The organism is Roseibacillus persicicus (assembly GCF_014651675.1).
In the GTDB taxonomy this organism is placed as follows: Bacteria; Verrucomicrobiota; Verrucomicrobiia; order Verrucomicrobiales; family Akkermansiaceae; genus Roseibacillus; species Roseibacillus persicicus.
Genome location: NZ_BMXI01000004.1, coordinates 164,149 through 183,883 on the forward strand (window position 1 = coordinate 164,149; position 19,735 = coordinate 183,883).

Below are 19,735 nucleotides of genomic sequence, written 5' to 3' on the forward strand. Positions count from 1 at the left end.
ATTCTTTCAATCCCAAATCGGATCTCTTCATGCGCGACAAACTTTTTCCCCTTCGCTCTTCTTTCGGAGCGGAAAAGAAGTCACACTCCCGCCCGTGGCCCTTCTGGAAGTTTCAAATCTGACGACTCGTTTTCACACCCGCAACGGTATTGTCCATGCCGTGGAGGATGTTTCCTTCTCAGTGGAAAAAGGCAAAACTCTCGGCATCGTGGGCGAGTCGGGCTCAGGAAAATCGGTGACCTGTTATTCCTTGTTGGGTCTGATTCCCAAGCCCCCTGGGAAAATTCATTCCGGAAAAGCGCTCTTCGACGGTCTTGACCTCTTGGCTAAGAACGAAAAGGACCTGCTCTCCATTCGAGGCAAGCGCATTTCGATGATTTTCCAGGATCCGATGACTTCCCTCAATCCTTACCTGAAGATCGTCGACCAACTTACTGAACCTCTGGCTCTCCACGAAAACATCAAAGGAGCAGAGGCTCGCGAACGGGCAATCCAAGCTCTCGCCGAGGTCGGTATCCCCAATCCCGAATCGCGCGTCGATAGCTATCCGCACGAGTTCTCGGGTGGAATGCGCCAGCGGGTGATGATTGCGATGGCGCTCATCACCAAACCCGAACTCCTCATTGCCGACGAGCCGACAACAGCGCTCGATGTGACCGTGCAAAAGCAGGTCCTCGACCTCATTAAGAAGCGTCAGGAAGACTTGGGTTCGGCGGTGATTCTCGTCACCCACGACCTAGCGGTTGTTTCCGAGACCTGCGACCACGTCAATGTGATGTATGCCGGCCAAGTGGTGGAGAGCGCCCCCGCCGATGTTCTTTTCCGCAATCCGCGCCACGCCTACACCCGAGCCCTGCTGAGGAGTATCCCCGCCAGCCAGGTGAAGGGTGAAAAGCTCTACACCATCCGAGGTCTTCCTCCCGCGCTGACTCAGTCGCCCACGCGGTGTTCCTTCAGCCCGCGAAACACTTTGGGCGACCCCAGCCTTTGCCTCACCGACCGTGCTCCCGTTCTCACCGAAGTTGTCCCCGGTCATTGGGTGCAGGATTGCCCAGGCTGTTTGGCTCAAGAGACTCCTGCAGCCGCGCTGGCTTAGCATTCCATTCAACCGGATGCTTGAACGAATGGTGATTCGCGATAGCCTCGCGGCATGAATGTGGTATCCAATTTGGGTTGGTTCGGGCGCATTGGACGCTCGTTTAAAGGGATTCTAGTGGGCGTCGTGATGGCCCTGGTTTCTGTCGTTCTATTGGTTGGAAATGAACGCAATGCGGTGCGTGACATCCGGGCCAATCGCGAAGTTGGCAAGGAAGTGATTCCCATCGGTAACGAAAGTGTCGATCCCGGCAAAGAGGGTAAACTGGTGCATCTCAACGGCCCAACCCTCACAAACGACCTCGTTGAAAATCCTGAGTTTGGTGTCAGCGAAAACGCCATTCGTCTGACTTGGAATTCGGAGATCTATCAATGGGATGAGAGAAGTGAGACTAGCACCGACAAGAAAGTAGGAGGTGGAGAGACCACCAGCACGTCTTACACCTACGAAAAGAAGTGGGTGCCCAACGCCATCGATTCCAGTAAGTTTGAGGAGGCCGGACACGAGAACAACTCGGTCCAGAAATTCAGCTCGGGGCAATCACAAGCCACCAATGTCACATTGGGAGCCTTTCAACTCCCGGAAACTCTCATCAATAGAATCACTTCCTCCGAGCCCTACCCGCTTCAGGAAGTGCCAGCCGATCTTGTTAGTGAGACCGCCAATGTCACTGGTGGGGTCTTTTACACCGGCTCACCGACGGCACCCGAAATCGGCGACGAGCGAGTGACTTTCGCCCTGACCCAACCCGGCAACGTATCGGTGATGGGGGTGCAGAAAGGAGAGAGCTTCGAGCCCTATCGCGCGAAGAATGGCAAGATTCGCTTTGAACTCAATGAAGGCCTCCTGAGCGCCAATGAGATGGTTCAAGTCTTGGAACAAAAGGCCAAGTTCCTCCGTTGGGCGCTCCGGATCGCGGGCTTTGTTCTGATGTCGATTGGCTTCGGGCTGATCCTGAAACCACTCTCGGTTCTCGCCGACCTGGTGCCCTTCCTCGGCAATCTCGTGGGGGCTGCCACTGGTATCATCGGGATGCTCCTCGCAGGTGGAATCACCCTTATTATCGCGGCGATTTCGTGGATCACCTTCCGTCCCCTCATCGGAGTGCCTCTGCTCATCGTAGCGCTAGCAGCTCTCTTTTTCGGGATCAAAAAGCTGACGGCCAAGCCTGCGAATGCTCCTCAAACTGCCTAGCCCGCGACTTGCAACCCTACCGTTTTTGGCCAAGATTGCCTACGCAACATGAAACTGATTACCCCTCTCCTCTCACTCTTCCTATTGGCCTCGTGCTCGGATGCTGACGAAAAGTCCGCAGCTCCCGCCGAGAAGAATGCACCCGCCGAAGCCGCCGCCGGCAAGGCTCATCCCGCGATGAAAGACCCGTCCAAGGCGACCGAAAAAGCGCCGGAGACGTTCGAAGTTGTCTTCGACACCACCAAGGGTCCCTTCGAAGTCAAAGTGAATCGCGAGTGGTCCCCGCTCGGAGCAGACCGTTTCTATAACCTGGTCAAGATCGGCTACTTTCAGGACGTCGCCTTCTTCCGCGTGATCGATGGTTTCATGGCCCAATTTGGAGTTCACGGTGATCCTGCTGTGAATGCAGTTTGGAAGGATGCGAACATCAAGGATGACGGCAAGGCGGTCGTCTCCAATACCCCGGGACGCATCACCTTTGCCAAAACAGGGGCTCCCAATTCGCGCTCGGTGCAGTTCTTCATCAACTACGGCAATAATGGCAATCTGGATGGAATGGGATTCACTCCCTTCGGCGAAGTGACCAAGGGAATGGAAGTCGTGAAATCGCTCTACGCCGGCTACGGCGAAGGCTCTCCACAAGGGCGCGGACCGAACCAGGGACTGTTGCAGGCCCAAGGGAACGCTTTGCTCAAAAAGAGCTTTCCCAAGATGGACTACATCAAGTCTGCCAAGTTGAAGTAGTCCCTTTGGCGGGACTTTCTATTTTTTTCAAAGGCGGGTCACAAACCCGCCTTTTCCTTTCTCTCCCGACTGCTAGCCTCTCCCTCATGCCCTACGCGCTTCCCATCCTCGCCTTCATCATCGCGGCGACTCCCTTTGGTCTCATTATCGGTCGCATGGTCAAAGGAATCGACATCCGCGAACATGGTTCCGGCAATATCGGAACCACTAACGTCTTTCGGGTTCTCGGCATGTGGCCTGGAATCATTTGTCTGATTCTCGACATTCTCAAGGGATTCATCCCGGTTGTTCTGGCCATCAATCTTTTGCAGTTTGGCGACCGCCAGCCCATCCCTCACCTTGCCTTTCTCGATTCGATGAGGACGACGCTCCCTGAATCGAGGCAGTTCTTTGTGCAGATGGTTCACATCATCACCGCTCTCTTCGCCATCCTCGGGCACAATTATTCTCCCTGGTTGGGTTTCAAGGGAGGAAAGGGGATCGCCACATCCCTCGGGGTTCTGCTGGCTCTGATGCCCTTCGCCGCCTTGATTCTGGTTCTTCTTTTCCTCATTGTTTTCCTCATCACCCGATACGTCTCGCTCGCTTCCATCATCGCGGCAGGTTCTCTTCCCCTTCTCACGCTCTGGGGTTCCTGGCACCATGGCCGGATCCAGGATGGAACCTGGAACATTCCCCTCTTCATGTTCAGCCTCGCGATTGGAATTCTGGCCATCTGGAAACATCGTTCCAATATTCAGCGTCTCCGCAACGGCACGGAAAACAGGTTCTCGAAAAAGACAAAGGCGTAGCCCCAGTCCACTAATACTTTATGAAGACCACCATCATCGGTTCGGGATCTTGGGGCACGGCCCTTGGCATACTCTCGGCATCCAACGGGCATGCCGTCACGCTCTTGACTCGCGAGGAGTCACAAGCCGCAACCATCAATTCCAGCCGCGCGAATGAGCGCTACCTGCCAGGGGTCAGTTTGCCCGACAACTTGATTGCCAGTGCCGATCCCGAGTCCGCTCTAACAGGAGCTGAACTCGTTCTCTTCGTGGTCCCCACCGCCCACTTCCGTTCAACCGCTGAGAGCTTTCGCTCTCTCATTCCGAAGGAGGCCGTCCTTCTTTCCTGTGCCAAAGGCATCGAGCGCGGCACCGGCAAACGCATGTCGGAGATTCTAACAGAGGTCTTTCCCAATCATCAGGTCGCGGTCCTCTCTGGCCCCAACCACGCGGAAGAAATTGCCCGAGGACTACCTGCCTGTGCGGTGATCGGAGCCCGGAACGAGGAACTCGCAGAGCATCTGCAGGCCCAGTTCGCTACCGACACCTTTCGCACCTACACCTCCACCGACATCGCAGGAATCGAGCTCGGTGGGGCAATCAAAAACGTTTACGCCTTGGCGGCAGGTATCGCGACCGGGCTCAAGCTGGGGGACAATGCCTTGGCTGCTCTCGCGACTCGTTCGCTGGCGGAGATGACCCGCCTTGGCATTGCTCTGGGTGGGCAGGCCGAGACCTTTGCCGGGCTCTCTGGAGTCGGCGACCTCATCGCAACGTGCTTTTCAGTCCACTCGCGCAATCATCAGGTGGGGTTGGCACTCGCGGCGGGAGAAACGGCCGCCGAGGCGGAAGCCCGTCTGGGAATGGTTGCCGAGGGTGTCCCCAACACGCTCTCTATTTACGAGACCTCCCGTAGCATTGGGGCCCGGACTCCTTTGGTCGATGCTGTCCACGCCATTCTCTATTTGGACCAGCCGGCAAACAAAGTTTTGCATCAGCTCCTTACCCGCGATTATCGGCCAGAAGCTGATTAGGAAGGACTACTGCCAGCCGATTACATGGTGAGGAAGTTGCCTAACAGCTTCTTCCCTTCTGCTGTGAGAATGGACTCGGGGTGGAATTGAACGCCATGGATCTCGAAGTCCTTGTGCTTCAGCCCCATGATTTCTCCCTCGTCGGTCCAAGCCGTGACCTCCAGGCATTCTGGTAGGGTGTCCTTTTTGACGATGAGGGAGTGATAGCGAGTGGCCTCGAAGGGCTCCGGCAGATTGGCAAAAACGCTGCCACCCTCGTGATGCATCATTGAGGTTTTTCCATGCATGAGACGTTCGGCGCGCACGACATCTCCGCCAAATGCTTGCGCGATCGATTGATGTCCCAGACACACTCCCAAGATGGGAATCTTGCCTCCGAAACGCTGAACCACTCCCACGCTGACCCCTGCCTCGTTGGGCGTACAAGGACCGGGTGAGATTACAATTTTGTCCGGAGCCAGCGCTTCAATCTCGTCGAGCGTCAACTCGTCATTGCGAATGACCTTCATCTCCGCCCCCAACTCGCCAAAGTATTGCACGAGGTTGTAGGTGAATGAGTCGTAATTATCGATGACTAACAGCATGTCAGGCTTCCTTTTCGGTTTTCAATAAAGTCTTCGCAAGACCAATCGCACGGAGCATGCCGGCGGCCTTGTTGGCTGTTTCCTCGAACTCAGAGGCCGGCACACTGTCCGCCACCACTCCCGCTCCCGCCTGGACGTAGGCTTTGCCCCCTTTGAGCAGAACCGTCCGCAACGCAATGCAGGAGTCATGACTGCCATCCCAACCGAAGTATCCCACCGCACCAGAATACGCTCCGCGTTTGGTGGTCTCCAGCTCGTTGATGATTTGCATGGCCCGGATCTTCGGAGCTCCGCTCACGGTTCCGGCCGGGAAAGTCGAGCGCAGCACATCATAACTACTATGGGTATCGTCGAGTCGTCCGCTCACATTGGAGACGATGTGCATCACATGGCTGTAGCGCTCCACGATCATGAAGTCGTCAACCGAGACGCTACCGTGCTGCGCGATTCGACCCACATCATTGCGAGCGAGATCGACGAGCATGAGGTGCTCGGCGCACTCTTTTTTGTCAGCCAGCAGGTCTTCCGCGAGCGCTTGATCTTCTTCTTCCGTCTTCCCTCTCCAACGTGTCCCGGCAATCGGACGAATGTCGATGCGACCATCGATCGCCTTGACGTGAACCTCCGGGGAGCTACCCACCAGCGCAAAGCCGTCCAGCTCCAGGATGAAAAGATATGGAGAAGGATTCACATGTCGTAAAGCCCGGTAAAGGTCTGTCGCTCCACCCGCAAAGTCGGTTTCGAAGCGTTGGCTGGGGACCACCTGAAAGGCATCGCCGGCCCCAATGTATTCCTGGGCCTTGCGCACATTATCCTCATAGCGTTCGCGAGTGACATTGCTGCTCGCGACCGGGGTCTCGAACTCAACCAGCCCGTTGAGAGCGGGAACCTGAAGCGGGCGCTCCAACATCTCTTCCAAAGCGGCAATGCGACCGCGTGCATCAGCCCACGCCTCTTCGGGCGTTTCGTGTTCATCCAAAAAAGCGTTTGCGACCAAGATTAGGCGACGCAATTTGTGATCAAAAATGAGAACCTCCCCCGCGATCATAAAGAGAGATTCCGGGAGACCGAGATCGTCCTCGGGTGTCGTCTTGATACTTGGCTCGAAGGTTCTGACCGCATCGTATCCAAGATAACCGACAGCTCCGCCATAGAAGGGAGGAGCGTCACCGTGCTCCACCACTTGGTAGCGGCCCATCACCTTTTCCAACTCGGCCAAAGGATCCCCTTTGAGAGTCTCACTCTCCTTTCCATTCCATGACACCTCACAGTCGGTGCCATTCGAGCGAAAGACTCCCCGCGGACTGGTCCCCACCAAGGACCATCGTCCGCTTGCATCGGTGCTTTCCGCACTCTCTAACAGAAAGCCCCATTGGCCATCCCGGATCTTCAAATAAGCCGATAACGGAGTCTCGAAATCGGCCGCCAGCTGGGCGTAAACCGGCACGACATTCCCCTGCTTTGCCAACTGGCAAAACTCTTCCATCTCAGGTTTGACTGCAACCTCTCGCACGGGCGAGACCCTAGCGGGACTTTCACGAAGTCCAATCCCTGATTTTTTGGGTGGCAAAAGTTTTTTCAAGCTCCTGAAAAATCGACTGGCAAAAAAAGTTGCTGCAAAACACGACCTTTTCTTGCCCTCCTCGTCAACTTTCTCCATGTTCGCCGCTCGACGCTGAATCACCGGAGGGGTGGCAGAGTGGTCGAATGCACCGGTCTTGAAAACCGGCGTAGGGAAACCTACCGTGGGTTCGAATCCCACCCCCTCCGCCAGTCGAATCTCTCTTTAGTCAGATTGTGACCGACTCCTTTCTCACCCGCTTCTCGGGAATTGCCCGTCTCTATGGTCAGCAGGCACTGGATAATTTCGCGAACGCTCACGTGGCAATCATAGGGATTGGCGGGGTCGGTTGTTGGGTCGCGGAGGCCCTTGCGCGTTCCGGGGTTGGCACCTTCACTTTCGTCGACCTCGACGACCTCTGTGTCACCAATATCAACCGGCAGCTGCATGCGGTCGAAGAAACTATTGGTCGGTCCAAGGCCCAGGTCATGGCGGACCGACTGCGGAGCATCAATCCCGATGTGGTCGTGCATGTTCGCCAGGAGTTTTTTACCGAAAAGACCGCCGAAGATATTCTCTCCGATTCCTACGACTGGGTCATTGACGCCATTGATTCCATCAAGGCCAAGTGCTTGCTGCTGGCTCTTTGCCGGGAGAAAGAAATACCCGTAATCACTTCGGGTGGCGCGGGTGGACGCATCCGAACTGATAAAATCGAGGTTGCCGACCTATCCCGAACCCATGGCTGCGCCCTTCTTCTGCAGGTCCGCAAGAATTTACGCTCGGATTACGGCTTCCCTGCCGGTGGGAAGAAGGCCAAGAAATTCAAGATTCCTGCCGTTTTTTCCTCTGAGCAACCTCGCTATCCGACTTCGGATGGCTGCGTGAGCACCCAGCGTCCGGATGATGTTGTGCCGGGGATTCGATGTGACGCTGGCTACGGGACAGCCACCCCCATCATTGGCAGCTTCGCGTTCGCAATCGCAGGGTTTGTATTGGACGACCTGGCTTCCGCAATTCCAGACGAACAGACTGAGACAAAATCGTCTTTGCAGACACGTCCTTCGGTTTGACCATTTCCCAGCCTTCGACCATGCTGCCGCTTCTGTGCTGACTTCCACTTATCCGCTTCTCAAGTCCCTTCTTTTCACCCTCGATGCCGAGAAGGCCCACCATCTTTCGCTAGCTTCCCTGCGTCTCGCCGAGCAGTCGAAAGTTTTGGCCGCAATCGCTCCCAAAATACCAGCGACCGATCCAATCGAATGCATGGGGCTGAGCTTTGCCCATCCTGTTGGATTAGCCGCCGGACTCGATAAAGAAGGCAATAGCATCGATGCCTTTGGCCGGTTGGGTTTTTCTTTTATCGAGATTGGTACTATCACTCCCCGTCCCCAGCCGGGCAATCCTCAGCCGCGCCTCTTCCGCTTGCCGGAGCATCAGGCACTCATCAATCGGATGGGCTTTAATAATCCGGGAATTGACACCGGGGTCGCCAATGTCCGCCACCGACAGACCTTCCAAGGTCCGGTCGGTTTCAACATTGGAAAAAATAAAATCACTCCCAATGAGAACGCGCTTGATGACTACCTCATCGCCTTCCGGGGAGCTTATCCCGTGGCCGATTACATCACCGTCAATCTTTCCTCTCCCAATACCCCGGGGCTTCGCGATCTGCAGGCCGCAGAGCCGACCGCCAGGCTTCTGGACGCTCTCCAGCAGGAACGGGAGAAGTTGAAAGCCGCCACCGGACGCCAGGTCCCGATTGCCTTTAAAGTCGCTCCCGACCTCCAGGACGACCACATCAGGGAACTTGCCCGGGTCTTCCGCGAAGGAGGTCTGGACGCCCTCATCGCGACCAATACCACTATCGACAAGAGTGCGGTCAAGGGACACAAGTTCGCGAATGAACAAGGGGGGCTCTCGGGTGCACCGGAAACCGAGCTTTCCACCCAAGTCATCGCCGCCTTCCATGCCGAATTAGGAAAGGAAGTCCCTATCATCGGCGTCGGTGGAATCATGACCGCTGAGGACGCCTTGGCCAAGCTGGCGGCAGGCGCCACTCTTCTTCAGCTCTATACCGGCTTTATTTATCGGGGGCCGAAATTGATTCAGGAAATCTTGAATAAACTGCCAGCAAAGAAAGTTTTATAGCCAGCAAGGATGGAAGGATTTCGATTTGACCAACCGGCCTGTTTAGTTAAGATTTATTAAATACCCCAAACAACTATGAAAAAAATAATTACCGCAAGCTTGGCAGTCGTTTCCGCAATCGCGTTGAGCAACTGTGCTCCTCAGAACAACATGCAACGTGATGCCGCCACTGGCGCTGCTGGCGGAGCCGTTCTGGGTGGAATCATTGGAAACAACGTCGGTGATGGCAACGCTGCCCGTGGCGCTGCGATTGGTGCGGCCTTGGGTGGACTCGGTGGTGCTGCTGTTGGCAACAACAAAGACATGCAGCAAGGCGGAGGCTACACCGGACAGCCAGCCTACGGATACTAGGATTCAAACAGAACTATTCTCTCGAAAGGCTCCGCTATGGCGGGGCCTTTTTTGTAAAATGGACAAATGAGGGAATGAAATCGCTCCTGAAACATCGTAGGAATAAGCCAAGTTACACGATGAAAGTCTTTTTCCTCCTCCTCACCACGCTCTTTTCCATCGCAAGCCCTGTCTTTGCGCAGGACGATTTTGATCCCTTGAACCTGCCAAGCGCGACGGACAAGCCGAAGAAGCAAACCACGGAAGCCAAGCTTCTCTCCGAAGTATCCGCTGTCGCTCCCGGCCAACCATTCACCGTCGACCTGAAGCTGACCCATCCCGATGGCTGGCACAGCTACTACGTCAACACCGGTCTGATTGGCGAAGTCCTGAAAACCAAGTGGACCCTCCCCGATGGTTTCACCGCCACCTATCTGGGCTGGCCCACGCCGCACCTGAGTAACTCCTTCGGCTACCAATCCATCGGCTACGAAGGCACCGTTCACCACCTTTACCAAATCACGCCTCCCAAGGACCTCGCTCCCGGCACCACCATCGAAATCACCGCAGAAGCCAATTGGCAAATTTGCGATGACACCGGGTGCGTCCCCGAGGACACCACTCAAACTCTGACTCTCTCTGCTGCAGCCGAAGTGCAACTGGATGCTTCGGTCAGTGACAGCTTCGCGGAGGCCAGAGCGCATTACCCCAATAGTAGCAAAGACCTTTCCATCGAGGCGACCGAGACGAATAGTGTCATCACCCTGACGGTCACTCCCGCAGGTTCCCTGGATCCGGAGAAAGTCCACTTCTTCGATGAAGACGGCCAAGTCTCCGTTCAAGAACCTCATGAAGCGAGCAAAGAGGGCGACGCTCTCATTCTGAAGCTTCCCCGCAATCAAGGCAACGACTTCGCCGATGCCGGTCCAGTTCTCGAGGAACTGACCGGGATTCTCACTGATGGCAACACCAGCTATTTGGTGAAAACCAATTTTCAAGAGCCAGAGATTGTCAAAGCACCAGTCTCCATCTCGAGCCTACTCCCCATCCTCGGCGGGATGTTTCTCGGAGGCCTCATCCTCAACCTCATGCCCTGTGTCTTTCCCGTGATCGGAATTAAGATCATGGGCTTCGTCGACCAAGCTGGTCACGATCGAAAGAAAATCATGCTGCATGGCATCGCCTTCGCTGCAGGAGTGTTCGCTAGCTTCTGGCTTTTGACCCTTATCATGTTGTTAGGAGGGATCAAGAACTGGGGAGGACAACTGGAGAACCCTTACGTAATGTTCACCCTCATCATCGTGATGCTGCTTCTGGCGATGAACATGTATGGAGTCTTCGAAATCGGCGTGGGGGCCACCGGCGTGGGCTCCAACCTGACCCGCAAGGAAGGGTTGGGAGGCTCGTTCTTCTCCGGTGTTCTGGCCACCGTCGTCGCGACGCCTTGTTCCGCTCCTTTCCTTGGTGCCGCCCTCGGTGCTGCCGTGGCGCTGCCCACCTTCTGGTTCATTGTCGCCTTTACCGCGATGGCGGCCGGTCTCTCGCTCCCCTACCTGACCCTTTCGGCTTTCCCTGACTTGGTGAAAGCGCTTCCCCGTCCTGGAGCGTGGATGGAGTCCTTCAAGCAAGGAATGTCCTTCCTCCTCTTTGCTACTGTCGGCTACTTGTTGTGGGTCTACTCTGCCCAGGTCTTCGAACAAGACTATGGACAAAAAGGCCTCTTCGTCATGATTGGACTTTCATTGGTAGCAGCTGCGGGCTGGGTCTGGGGTCGTTGGACCACGCCGATTCGCAAGCCCAAGGTGAAGTGGATCGGCCGCGGGATCACCGCTCTTCTTTTCATCATTGGGATCATCCTCGCCAAGCCTGGTGCCGAGTCAGACGCATCGGAAGCGGTCGTCATTGAGTGGCAAAAATGGAGTAAGGAAAAGGAACAGGAACTGTTGGCCAAGGGAACGCCAGTCTACGTCGATTTTACCGCCAAATGGTGCCTGACTTGTCAGGTGAACAAGAAGAACGCCTACACCCAGGAGGTCGTCGACCTAATGCAACGTCAGGGTGTTGTCTTCATGAAAGCGGACAAGACCACCACCAACGAGGAAATCGATGCCGAGCTCACTCGTCTCGAACGCTCGGCGATTCCGGTCAATGTTCTCTACACTCCCGGCGACAAGACGCCCCACATCACTCCCGAAGTTTTAACTCCCAGCTTCATGAAGAAATTCGTTAACGAAAAGCTTGGGGAGTTGCCCTCGCAGGCATTCACCCCCGAGTCCTTCGAAGAAGCACAAGCGAGTCAGGAGCCAGTGCTCGTGAACTTCCGAGCTGACTGGTGACTTTCTGCCAGCTACTACGAGTGGGGTCTCTTCTCGAATCAGGAAGTGGTGCGAACTCTCCAGAAGAAACGAGTGCGTGTGCTGAACGCCGACCTCACTCCGGGCTTGCGTCACCCCTCGGTTGAGCCAATTCGGGAAGAGATGGTCCGCTTGCAACGTTCTACCGTCCCCGTGCTCGCCCTCTATCGTCCTGACGACCGTCAGAACCCCCTCGTCTTCCCCGAAATCTGCACTCCTGAAACCCTTCTCAAGGCGCTCGAAGATCTCTGATAAAGACAGGAAAGGGTCTTCACACCTGTTAACCCAACCGCAAAGACGTCTCTGGAGCAGGGACATTCCTGTCCCTGAGACGGTCCGGCGCATCGAATCGTTTCTCCGAGTCACTCGATACCGCAGCACTGCCTGACGCAGGTTTTGACACTCCGAGGCTCTGCTCATGGACAGGAATGTCCATGCTCCGGTAAGGGGTCCTTTGATAAAAAGAGACCGCGAGTGGTCTTGAGTGCTCGTAGGGGTCTCCCGCGGATGAGGGGCGAGAGCCTGAGGGCCTTCCCCGAACATTCGCGGCTGTTTTGGCAAAACAGCCCTACCGGCGGAGCAGGGACACTCCTGTCCCTGGGACGGTCCGGCGCATCGAATCGTTTCTCCGAGTCACTCGTTAATGCCGCATCGCATGACGCAGGCTTTGACACTCCGGGGCTCTGCTCATGGACAGGAATGTCCATGCTCCTGAAGGGTTCCTTTGATAAAGAGACCGCGAGTGGTCTTGAGTGCTCGTAGGGTTCTCTCCCGGATGAGGGGCGAGAGCCTGAGGATCTTCCCCGAACATTCGCGGCTGTTTTGGCAAAACAGCCCTACCGGCGGAGCAGGGACATTTCTGTCCCTGGGACGGTCCGGCGCACCGAATCGTTTCTCCGAGTCACCCGTTAATGCCGCACTGCCTGACGCAGGCTCTGACACCCCGCGGCTCAGCTCATGGACAGGAATGTCCATGCTCCGGTAAGGGTTCCTTTGATAAAGAACCCGCGAGCAGTCTGGAGTGCTCGCGGGGTTCTTCCGCGGATGAGGGGCGAGAGCCTGGGGAATCTACCCCGAACATTCGCGGCTGTTTTGGCAAAACAGCCCTACCGGCGGAGCAGGGACATTTCTGTCCCTGGGACGGTCCGGCGCACCGAATCGTTTCTCCGAGTCACCCGTTAATGCCGCACTGCCTGACGCAGGCTCTGACACCCCGGGGCTCAGCTCATGGACAGGAATGTCCATGCTCCGGTAAGGGGCCCTTTGATAAAAAGAGACCGCGAGTGGTCTGAAATGCTCGTAGGGGTCTCCCGCGGATGAGGGGCGAGAGCCTGAGGGCCTTCCCCGAACATTCGCGGCTGTTTTGGCAAAACAGCCCTACCGGCGGAGCAGGGACACTCCTGTCCCTGGGACGGTCCGGCGCATCGAATCGTTTCTCCGAGTCACTCGATACCGCAGCACTGCCTGACGCAAGCTCTGACGCTCCGGGGCTCTGCTCATGGACAGGAATGTCCATGCTCCGTTAACCTTGACACCTGAAGCGCAAAAAAGCAGCGGTCAGACCCGCTGCTTTTTTGATTTCCAAATGAAAGGTTGTTGTTGCTGCAAAGCCCTATGGAGAGGGCTGGTGAAACAGGTTGGTAGGCCCGGCGAGATTCGAACTCGCGACCAAGGGATTATGAGTCCCCTGCTCTAACCGCTGAGCTACAGGCCCCAAAAGACAAAGTGTCGAGAAATTGGGTGGACGCCTTTTAGCTCAGGACCGCCGCTTCTGACAAGCGAGGTCTTAAACTTGTTTGCGTCAGTTAGGCAGCGATATCGTAGTGCTTGGCGATCTCGCGGAAAATTCGGTCACGGCGTTCGCGTGCTTTTTCAACTTCCCGGGTTTTGAGCGAAAAGCGAAGACGCTCGGCGGTAGCGTCAGGTTTGTGGACAGTAAGGTGGCACCACCAGATTCCCCGATTGTTCCACAAGTGGTGATTGGGGTTATCTTCGTTAACCCGGACAGCTAAAACAGTTTTGCGTTTCATAAGGCAAGCCAAGTTCACGCCCTAAGGGTGTCATTGGACAATGTAAAATAGTCTTAAAATTTCGTATTGTTTTTAAAATTTTCAAGCGCTTTTAAGCCTGATTCAGTGCGATCTCTAGGCTTTTCAAGAGATAATCACCCTTCTCAACTCCTGCGGAAAGCCGTAATAAATGTGAAGGCACCCCACAACCTGCCGCCCAGTCCAATTCACCGTAATGAGCGAGCAAAGTATAAGGACAGGCCAGCGAAAATTCGGTCCCCAAGCTGGGTCCCTTGTTCCACGCTAGAGCGTCGTAGACCTTGGAAACTTTCTTCTCATTTCGGAGGGTGAAGCTGATCAGTCCCCCGTATCCACCCGTCTTGCGGCGGATGGCATCGTAGGCTTTGCGAGCGTGATACTTTGGATACCAAACCCTCTCCACGGCGGGATGCTCCTGCAGGAAATCGGCGAGCAGTTCCCCATTGCGATTCACGGCCTTCATTCGCCGGGGAAAGCCTTCTGCGTTCGACTTGAGAACTCGGGAATCACCCGGATACAGCCGGTTGTGACTTGGATTTCCTTCTTCCAGAGCCGCCAGAAGGTTTTCGGCAAAATGAGAGTCCGGATTGACCCGCACGGAGCCGCCTGTGACATCACCCTTGCCCGAAATCCATTTGGTCAGACTGGTTGTCACGAGGTCCACATGCGGCAACACATCCACATTGTGGTGCGAGGCTACAGTATCGTCTGCCACCAGCGGCACGCGGCCCGCTCGAGCGGCCTCGGACAATCGGACCAAATCCACGGAGCTCAAGAGTGGATTGCTAGGCAGCTCACAAAAGACTGCCGCAAACTCGCCTTGTCGAATCCGCGAAAGGGCTTCGTCGAAGTGTTCTCCGGTCGCGTCGGGAAGAAAGACCACCCCGCTCCCAAAATTCTCCTGAACCTTGAGAGCATCCACGTAGGGAAAGTCCAGTTGTAGCGTCTTCTTGGCAGGAGCCATTCCGGTGACGGCCCGATGCACCGCGTAGAAGGAAGACATCCCTGACTCATAGAGAAAGAGCTTGGAGCGCGAGCAGACAAATTTCTTGGCGAGGAAAGCGAGCAAGTCGCCGTCGTCCCCGGGCTCGTTGTGGGCCAAGGTGTCTTCTGCCTGACGGCTGCTGACCACCTCTCCACTAAAACGCCAATACTGCAGAGCACAGCGGTAGGCTTCCTCGCTGACCACCAGAGCCTGCAAGCCCTCGAAGCTGGCAATGCGGGAGGCTGAAGAATTTCTTTTTTCCACAAAGCGCTGGGCCCGTTGCGCAACCTCTTTGGTTGCGAAGACCACCACCCGTTCGCCTCCGTGGGCAACGCTTTCTTGCGCGGCGTCATTGAGAGCCTTGACATGCGCGTTCATGAAAAAGCGGGGATAGCCCGCGCGAAGCTTGCGCAGCACCTTGTCCCGCTCTTCTTCATATCCGAGTACACTGTCCCAGGTCGGTAGACATACCGAACAGGCGTGGGGGGAATCTGGTAAAGGCAGCCCGAGGTCCCCGCTTTCCCAAGCGGGCTCGGTCATGTAATCTCTCAACACCCCTATTTCGTCGTTTTCCGGAGCAAAGGACAAGCCTCTTTCGCTCCTGAATCCCGTCACCATTTTTTCGGCGATGTCCTGAATTCTTCTTGTGGTCGCGTCGAAGGGAGCAGATCGACCTTCCATGTAGCGCTCATTGGGTGGGGAATTCCCCTTTCATTCAGCCGATTTCACCGATGATTTTTTGACCCGCTTGGCATTGTTAGCTGGCGGACATTCATCTGAATAACATAAGGTGGAGGCTGGTTTTCTGGTCGAAGGCAGAAAGGCACCTTAGTCGAGCATGGCACGCATCCCGCCAAGAAAATCCGCCAAGTCATCTTCGCTGGCTTCTTCCTTCATAATCGCGGCGTGATCCGTTTCCTCGATCCAATCGAAGTTCAGTTCGCCGATGAAGCTGCTGGGTTCACTACGAATCTCCTCCCCCCATTTGACCCGACTGGAGCAATAGGTGAGAGACAAGCGCTCCTGAGCGCGAGTGATACCCACATAGAGAAGACGTCTTTCCTCGTCCTTGGTCCCCTCTTCCACCGAACGCTTGTGGGGCAAGATGCCCTCTTCCAATCCAACAAGGAAGACTACCGGGTATTCCAAGCCCTTGGCGGCATGCAAGGTGATCAGGGTCACTCCTTTTTTTTCGGCGAGTTCATCGTCCTTTTGAGGATCGAGTAAAGTTTCTTCCAAGAAGGTCTGCACCGTCTTCCCTTTGGCGATAGCGCGATCGAGTCCTTCGAAAAAGAAGCCCATCCCCGCCCGGCGTTGATCTTTTTCTTGGTCGGTCTTGGTATTTCGCATCAACCATTCGACGTAATCGGCGCTTTCCAAGACTGACTCCAAAACCTCTCGCGGATGCTCACCATCCAGCAAGCGGATATGTGCTCCTTCGATGAGGGCTTGAAACTCCCCAATCGACTTTTGGGCCTTGGTGCCCATTTGATCCAAAAAGTCCGGGTTTCCCATCGCTGACCAAATGCTGGTCTCGTGTTCCCGACTCCAATCATTGGCGATGAGAGCGGTCGAATTCCCGATTCCCCGAGGCGGAGTGTTCAGAATTCGCAACAGCGGAACGTCGGCGTGCGGATCTACAATGGTCTGCAGGTAGGCCAAGATATCGCGCACCTCTCGGCGGTCGTAGAAGCTCTGCGCTCCGACCAGACGATACGGGATCTCCTTTTCCCGCAACATCTGCTCCATTTTGCGAATCTGGGTATTGGTTCGGAAAAGGATGGCAAAGTCTTCCCACGGTCGCAGGTTCGGATCCTCGCCTCCTCCCTCCATCAGCGCTCCGGAACCGCCTCCTAGCATACGTTGCACTGCAGAGTCGATTTTAGGTTCAGCGGCTTTCCCTTTTTTGCCCAGTCGGCGCAAACGTTTCATTTCGTCCGCGACCCATTCGGCCTCTTCGTCTTCACCGCCAAAAGCCACCAATTGAATGAGATCGCCTCCAGGGATGGTTGGGCGGAGTTCCTTTTCCCGCCGCCCCACATTCACCTTGATCAATTTGTTCGCCACCTCCAGCACCGCTTGGGTGCTGCGGTAGTTCTCTTCCAAGAGAATGATTTCAGGGTTGGGAAAGAAGCGTTCGAACTGGAGAATATTGGCAACCTCCGCACCACGCCACCCGTAGATACTCTGGTCATCGTCCCCCACCACGCAGACGTTGAATGGCGTTCCCACCAAGTTCTGCAGCAAATTCATTTGCAGGGAGTTCGTGTCCTGAAACTCGTCCACCGTCACATAGCGATAGTGCTCTTGCCATTTGGCTCGCTCCTCGGGATGTTCGCGCAGGAGTTGCTCGCCCAGTAAGAGCAAGTCATCGAAGTCGACACAGTTCCGCGCGCGGAGCTCATTCTGATAATCGATCGCGATCGAACGGAAAAGTTCATCCCCGATGGAATCCATTCCGGCGGGATCGTTCTTGGCCTTCGAGATCACGCCGAGCACTTCGCCGGGTTTGATTTTTTCCTTCAATCCACCGCGCTTGACGATGAATTGCTTGATTAAAGCCTGCTGGTCGCCCGGGGTGCAGATGGAAAAATTCTTTTTGTAGCCCATCCGCTCGATCCCGCTGCGCAAAAGCCGCACACAGAGTGAGTGGAAGGTGCAGACCGTCAGCTTCTCGGCCGCAGCCTTGCTCACCATCCCGGCGACCCGCTCTTGCATTTCGCGAGCAGCCTTGTTGGTGAAGGTGACCGCAAGGATTTGTTCCGGCCGCACGCCCTGATCGATCAGGTTGGCCATGCGACAGGTCACGGTCCGGGTCTTGCCTGTGCCTGCACCCGCCAAGATTAAGACGGGACCGTCCAAGGTCTCGACCGCTTTCCGCTGGGCAGGGTTTAGCTGCCGGATGTCAAACCCCGCTGCCACGCAATCGGATTAGTGGGCCTCTCCCTCTTCCTTGTGCTCCGCGGCCTTGCCGTGGTCACCGTGATCGTCGCCGTGGTGTTCACCATGCTCTCCGTGTTCGCCATGGTCGCCGCCATGCTCGCCATGATGAACATAGAGCTCTTTGGTGCCCATGTTTCCATCTTTTGATTCCCACTCGTGACGGTCACAAGCGCTCAGGAATAAGGCCGCAGCGGCAGCAATCAGGGAAAATGCTCTCATCGCGCTCCTCATAGCCCAGCGAATGCCGCTCGCCAACCCCGAAACGTGCTCTTTTGCGACTTAGTTTGCTGCCGCCGTTTCGAGCCGCAGACGAAAGAACTCTCTTTCCGAGACCGGGCGTTCGACGGTGACGGTCTCAAGCTGATAATTCAGCGGAACCACGGTCATTGAGGTCTCCGTTACTTTCGTCCAATTGAGCAGGTCGGGAGAGCTTTCCAAAACCAGTTCAGCCCCCAGTTCGACGGCAAAAGCGCGCTGGGAATATCCAAGAAAGATGGCGTTGCCGGAGAAGGAAACAGCCAGAGGCCCGTTCTCCTCCGCGCGACCTCCATTGGTTCCCAAGGCGTATTCCAGCTGATTGTTGACTCCGTCTCCATCAGGATCAGCCAGCAAGTCCACCGAGGAAAGGCCCGCTGCCCAACTCTGGTAACTCTGCATCACCTCCGTCGATTCGCTCGTCGCGAGAGTCTCGCTCCCATCCGCCTGCAGGTTCACTGACAAGGTAACCGCTCCTTCAGGCTCGTCCGGTAGATTCAAGGTCACGGTCAATGAGGTAGAGGCCTCGCTCTCCAGTGTGCCCCGCAAGGCAGTCAACGTCTCTCCTTCCTGAACGAAAATCCATCCCTCTTCCGAGCTCTCGTACGATGCGAAGTTCGCTCCCGCATCACAAGTTAGGGTAATATGCAGATTGCGCGCAATTTCGCCCTCGAAAGCATTGGAAATCGTCACCACATAATCAACCCCATCTGACGAAAGAACAGGGTCCGCAGATTCCGCGAGAGAAAGCGCCAGGTTCGGCTGGCTTTCGTTGGAGCGCTTCACACTGTAGCCGTCCTCGGCCAGCACGGCGTCAATTCCCGCGAGGTAATGGGGTGCAAAGACGTCAAAATTGGTCTGGGTCGTCGTTCCGGATTCGCTTTCCTCTGCAATGGCTGAATGAGTTCCAACCAACGCGAAACCCTTGTCTTCCAATACCGCAGAAGGCCCACCCGAATCTCCATCGACCAAGCGGCATTCATCCCCACCGGTCCCCGGTTCGACATAAAGAAAAGTCAGCCCCCGATTCACATTCAATACTGATCCAGACTCACCTCCAAAGTCTTCGATGGTGGCGATTGTCCCTTCTCCTGCTCTCGAATTCCGGCCGCTTGCCACGATTGCCTGACCCACATAATCAGCTTCCGCCGGTAAATTCAGGAAAGGCACGATGCTCACCTCATCTTCTGGGCCCACAATCTCGGCCAACTCCCCGACGAAAAGATCCGAAAAAACCGCTGGCTCCTCGTCATTGAGAATATCATGGCGCGCCGCCACCGTGTAAGTCTTCGCCACTCCCTGCCGGTTCACGAAACGGATCTCTTGCCCGATGGCGGGGCGAAAGTGACGGGCACCTACGAAGTGCTTGGGAGAAATCAGGGTGAAATGCTTGCGCGTGTCCTGCACACACCAGCCGAATCCCGACCAATCTTCCTCTGCCAGGTAAAAGTTTGAATTGGAGGTGAGGTCTGACGGGAAATCCACAAACCGGTCGTGCCGAAGCGGATCGTAGGCCCGAATCTCGACCGCCCCAGCAAAGGGCGACAAAAGGCCAATGCCCCCGATCAGGAGCAAGGCTGAGCTCGGTCGAGTGAAAGCGGGCATCATTAAATCAGACCTTTTCCCCGCCCAATGGAATTAGATAAAACAGAACCATCGATATACCCATCCTCTGGCTCCAAGCTT

At 55.8% G+C, this 19,735-nt stretch carries 17 protein-coding genes and 2 tRNA genes; 11 read left to right on the plus strand and 8 right to left on the minus strand.

Features of this window, described 5'->3' with window-relative positions:
- The first annotated feature begins 94 nt into the window (after positions 1 to 94).
- The 5 genes from IE099_RS06340 to IE099_RS06360 all read left to right on the plus strand — a co-directional run bounded on the left by IE099_RS06340 (position 95) and on the right by IE099_RS06360 (position 4,838).
- Positions 95 to 1,096, plus strand: coding sequence for an ABC transporter ATP-binding protein (locus IE099_RS06340; RefSeq protein WP_189568451.1), 1,002 nt, complete (start codon positions 95 to 97; stop codon positions 1,094 to 1,096).
- Positions 1,097 to 1,150: 54 nt separating this feature from the next.
- Positions 1,151 to 2,290 carry a TMEM43 family protein gene (locus IE099_RS06345; protein WP_189568454.1) on the plus strand — a complete coding sequence of 380 codons (1,140 nt, stop codon included), beginning with the start codon at positions 1,151 to 1,153 and terminating at the stop codon, positions 2,288 to 2,290.
- Positions 2,291 to 2,338: 48 nt separating this feature from the next.
- Complete coding sequence (locus IE099_RS06350; RefSeq protein WP_229809416.1) at positions 2,339 to 3,034, plus strand: peptidylprolyl isomerase; 696 nt, start codon at positions 2,339 to 2,341, stop codon at positions 3,032 to 3,034.
- An 86-nt stretch (positions 3,035 to 3,120) separates the two neighbouring features.
- On the plus strand, positions 3,121 to 3,825 hold the full coding sequence (gene plsY, locus IE099_RS06355; protein WP_189568457.1) for a glycerol-3-phosphate 1-O-acyltransferase PlsY: 705 nt from the start codon (positions 3,121 to 3,123) through the stop codon (positions 3,823 to 3,825).
- Positions 3,826 to 3,845: 20 nt separating this feature from the next.
- Positions 3,846 to 4,838 carry an NAD(P)H-dependent glycerol-3-phosphate dehydrogenase gene (locus IE099_RS06360; RefSeq protein WP_189568459.1) on the plus strand — a complete coding sequence of 331 codons (993 nt, stop codon included), beginning with the start codon at positions 3,846 to 3,848 and terminating at the stop codon, positions 4,836 to 4,838.
- Between the two features lie 20 nt (positions 4,839 to 4,858).
- On the opposite strand, the gene pabA is transcribed toward IE099_RS06360, so the two are convergent.
- Together pabA and trpE are read right to left on the minus strand one after the other, a co-directional pair.
- Complete coding sequence (pabA, locus tag IE099_RS06365; protein WP_189568462.1) at positions 4,859 to 5,422, minus strand: aminodeoxychorismate/anthranilate synthase component II; 564 nt, start codon at positions 5,420 to 5,422, stop codon at positions 4,859 to 4,861.
- Position 5,423: 1 nt separating this feature from the next.
- The gene (trpE, locus tag IE099_RS06370) at positions 5,424 to 6,935 is read right to left on the minus strand and encodes an anthranilate synthase component I (protein WP_229809417.1); all 1,512 of its coding nucleotides are present in this window, start codon (positions 6,933 to 6,935) and stop codon (positions 5,424 to 5,426) included.
- A 172-nt stretch (positions 6,936 to 7,107) separates the two neighbouring features.
- Between trpE and IE099_RS06375 the strand changes: the two genes are divergently transcribed.
- From IE099_RS06375 to IE099_RS06400, 6 genes are all read left to right on the plus strand, one after another.
- Positions 7,108 to 7,195: transfer RNA gene (locus IE099_RS06375), tRNA-Ser, on the plus strand.
- Positions 7,196 to 7,219: 24 nt separating this feature from the next.
- Positions 7,220 to 8,056, plus strand: a complete 837-nt coding sequence (locus IE099_RS06380) for a tRNA threonylcarbamoyladenosine dehydratase (protein ID WP_189568465.1) — start codon at positions 7,220 to 7,222, stop codon at positions 8,054 to 8,056.
- 34 nt (positions 8,057 to 8,090) lie between these two features.
- Complete coding sequence (locus IE099_RS06385; RefSeq protein ID WP_189568795.1) at positions 8,091 to 9,134, plus strand: quinone-dependent dihydroorotate dehydrogenase; 1,044 nt, start codon at positions 8,091 to 8,093, stop codon at positions 9,132 to 9,134.
- A 75-nt stretch (positions 9,135 to 9,209) separates the two neighbouring features.
- Complete coding sequence (locus IE099_RS06390; protein WP_189568468.1) at positions 9,210 to 9,485, plus strand: YMGG-like glycine zipper-containing protein; 276 nt, start codon at positions 9,210 to 9,212, stop codon at positions 9,483 to 9,485.
- 119 nt (positions 9,486 to 9,604) lie between these two features.
- Entirely contained in the window at positions 9,605 to 11,800 is a 2,196-nt protein-coding gene (locus tag IE099_RS06395) for a protein-disulfide reductase DsbD family protein (protein ID WP_189568471.1), read from the plus strand.
- A 72-nt stretch (positions 11,801 to 11,872) separates the two neighbouring features.
- Positions 11,873 to 12,070 (plus strand): thioredoxin domain-containing protein, encoded by a 198-nt coding sequence (locus tag IE099_RS06400; RefSeq protein WP_189568474.1) that lies wholly within the window; start codon positions 11,873 to 11,875, stop codon positions 12,068 to 12,070.
- Positions 12,071 to 13,456: 1,386 nt separating this feature from the next.
- On the opposite strand, the gene IE099_RS06405 is transcribed toward IE099_RS06400, so the two are convergent.
- The 6 genes from IE099_RS06405 to IE099_RS06430 form a co-directional block, all read right to left on the minus strand.
- Positions 13,457 to 13,532, minus strand: a tRNA-Ile gene (locus IE099_RS06405).
- 91 nt (positions 13,533 to 13,623) lie between these two features.
- On the minus strand, positions 13,624 to 13,848 hold the full coding sequence (locus tag IE099_RS06410) for a hypothetical protein (protein WP_189568477.1): 225 nt from the start codon (positions 13,846 to 13,848) through the stop codon (positions 13,624 to 13,626).
- Positions 13,849 to 13,939: 91 nt separating this feature from the next.
- Positions 13,940 to 15,532 carry a PLP-dependent transferase gene (locus tag IE099_RS06415; RefSeq protein WP_229809418.1) on the minus strand — a complete coding sequence of 531 codons (1,593 nt, stop codon included), beginning with the start codon at positions 15,530 to 15,532 and terminating at the stop codon, positions 13,940 to 13,942.
- Positions 15,533 to 15,679: 147 nt separating this feature from the next.
- Entirely contained in the window at positions 15,680 to 17,773 is a 2,094-nt protein-coding gene (locus IE099_RS06420; protein ID WP_189568480.1) for an ATP-dependent helicase, read from the minus strand.
- Between the two features lie 9 nt (positions 17,774 to 17,782).
- Positions 17,783 to 18,013: a hypothetical protein gene (locus IE099_RS06425; RefSeq protein ID WP_189568798.1), complete on the minus strand. Its 231-nt coding sequence runs from the start codon at positions 18,011 to 18,013 to the stop codon at positions 17,783 to 17,785.
- A 60-nt stretch (positions 18,014 to 18,073) separates the two neighbouring features.
- The gene (locus tag IE099_RS06430; RefSeq protein ID WP_189568483.1) at positions 18,074 to 19,657 is read right to left on the minus strand and encodes a hypothetical protein; all 1,584 of its coding nucleotides are present in this window, start codon (positions 19,655 to 19,657) and stop codon (positions 18,074 to 18,076) included.
- Between the last annotated feature and the right edge of the window lie 78 nt (positions 19,658 to 19,735).

Coding starts and splice junctions, on each gene's coding strand:
- IE099_RS06360 (WP_189568459.1), top strand. CDS start 3,846: ATGAAGACCACCATCATCGGTTCGGGATCTTGGGGCACGGCCCTTGGC.
- IE099_RS06410 (WP_189568477.1), bottom strand. CDS start 13,848: ATGAAACGCAAAACTGTTTTAGCTGTCCGGGTTAACGAAGATAACCCC.
- IE099_RS06390 (WP_189568468.1), top strand. CDS start 9,210: ATGAAAAAAATAATTACCGCAAGCTTGGCAGTCGTTTCCGCAATCGCG.
- IE099_RS06425 (WP_189568798.1), bottom strand. CDS start 18,013: ATGAGAGCATTTTCCCTGATTGCTGCCGCTGCGGCCTTATTCCTGAGC.
- IE099_RS06350 (WP_229809416.1), top strand. CDS start 2,339: ATGAAACTGATTACCCCTCTCCTCTCACTCTTCCTATTGGCCTCGTGC.
- plsY (WP_189568457.1), top strand. CDS start 3,121: ATGCCCTACGCGCTTCCCATCCTCGCCTTCATCATCGCGGCGACTCCC.
- IE099_RS06415 (WP_229809418.1), bottom strand. CDS start 15,532: ATGGAAGGTCGATCTGCTCCCTTCGACGCGACCACAAGAAGAATTCAG.
- IE099_RS06395 (WP_189568471.1), top strand. CDS start 9,605: ATGAAAGTCTTTTTCCTCCTCCTCACCACGCTCTTTTCCATCGCAAGC.
- IE099_RS06430 (WP_189568483.1), bottom strand. CDS start 19,657: ATGATGCCCGCTTTCACTCGACCGAGCTCAGCCTTGCTCCTGATCGGG.
- pabA (WP_189568462.1), bottom strand. CDS start 5,422: ATGCTGTTAGTCATCGATAATTACGACTCATTCACCTACAACCTCGTG.
- IE099_RS06345 (WP_189568454.1), top strand. CDS start 1,151: ATGAATGTGGTATCCAATTTGGGTTGGTTCGGGCGCATTGGACGCTCG.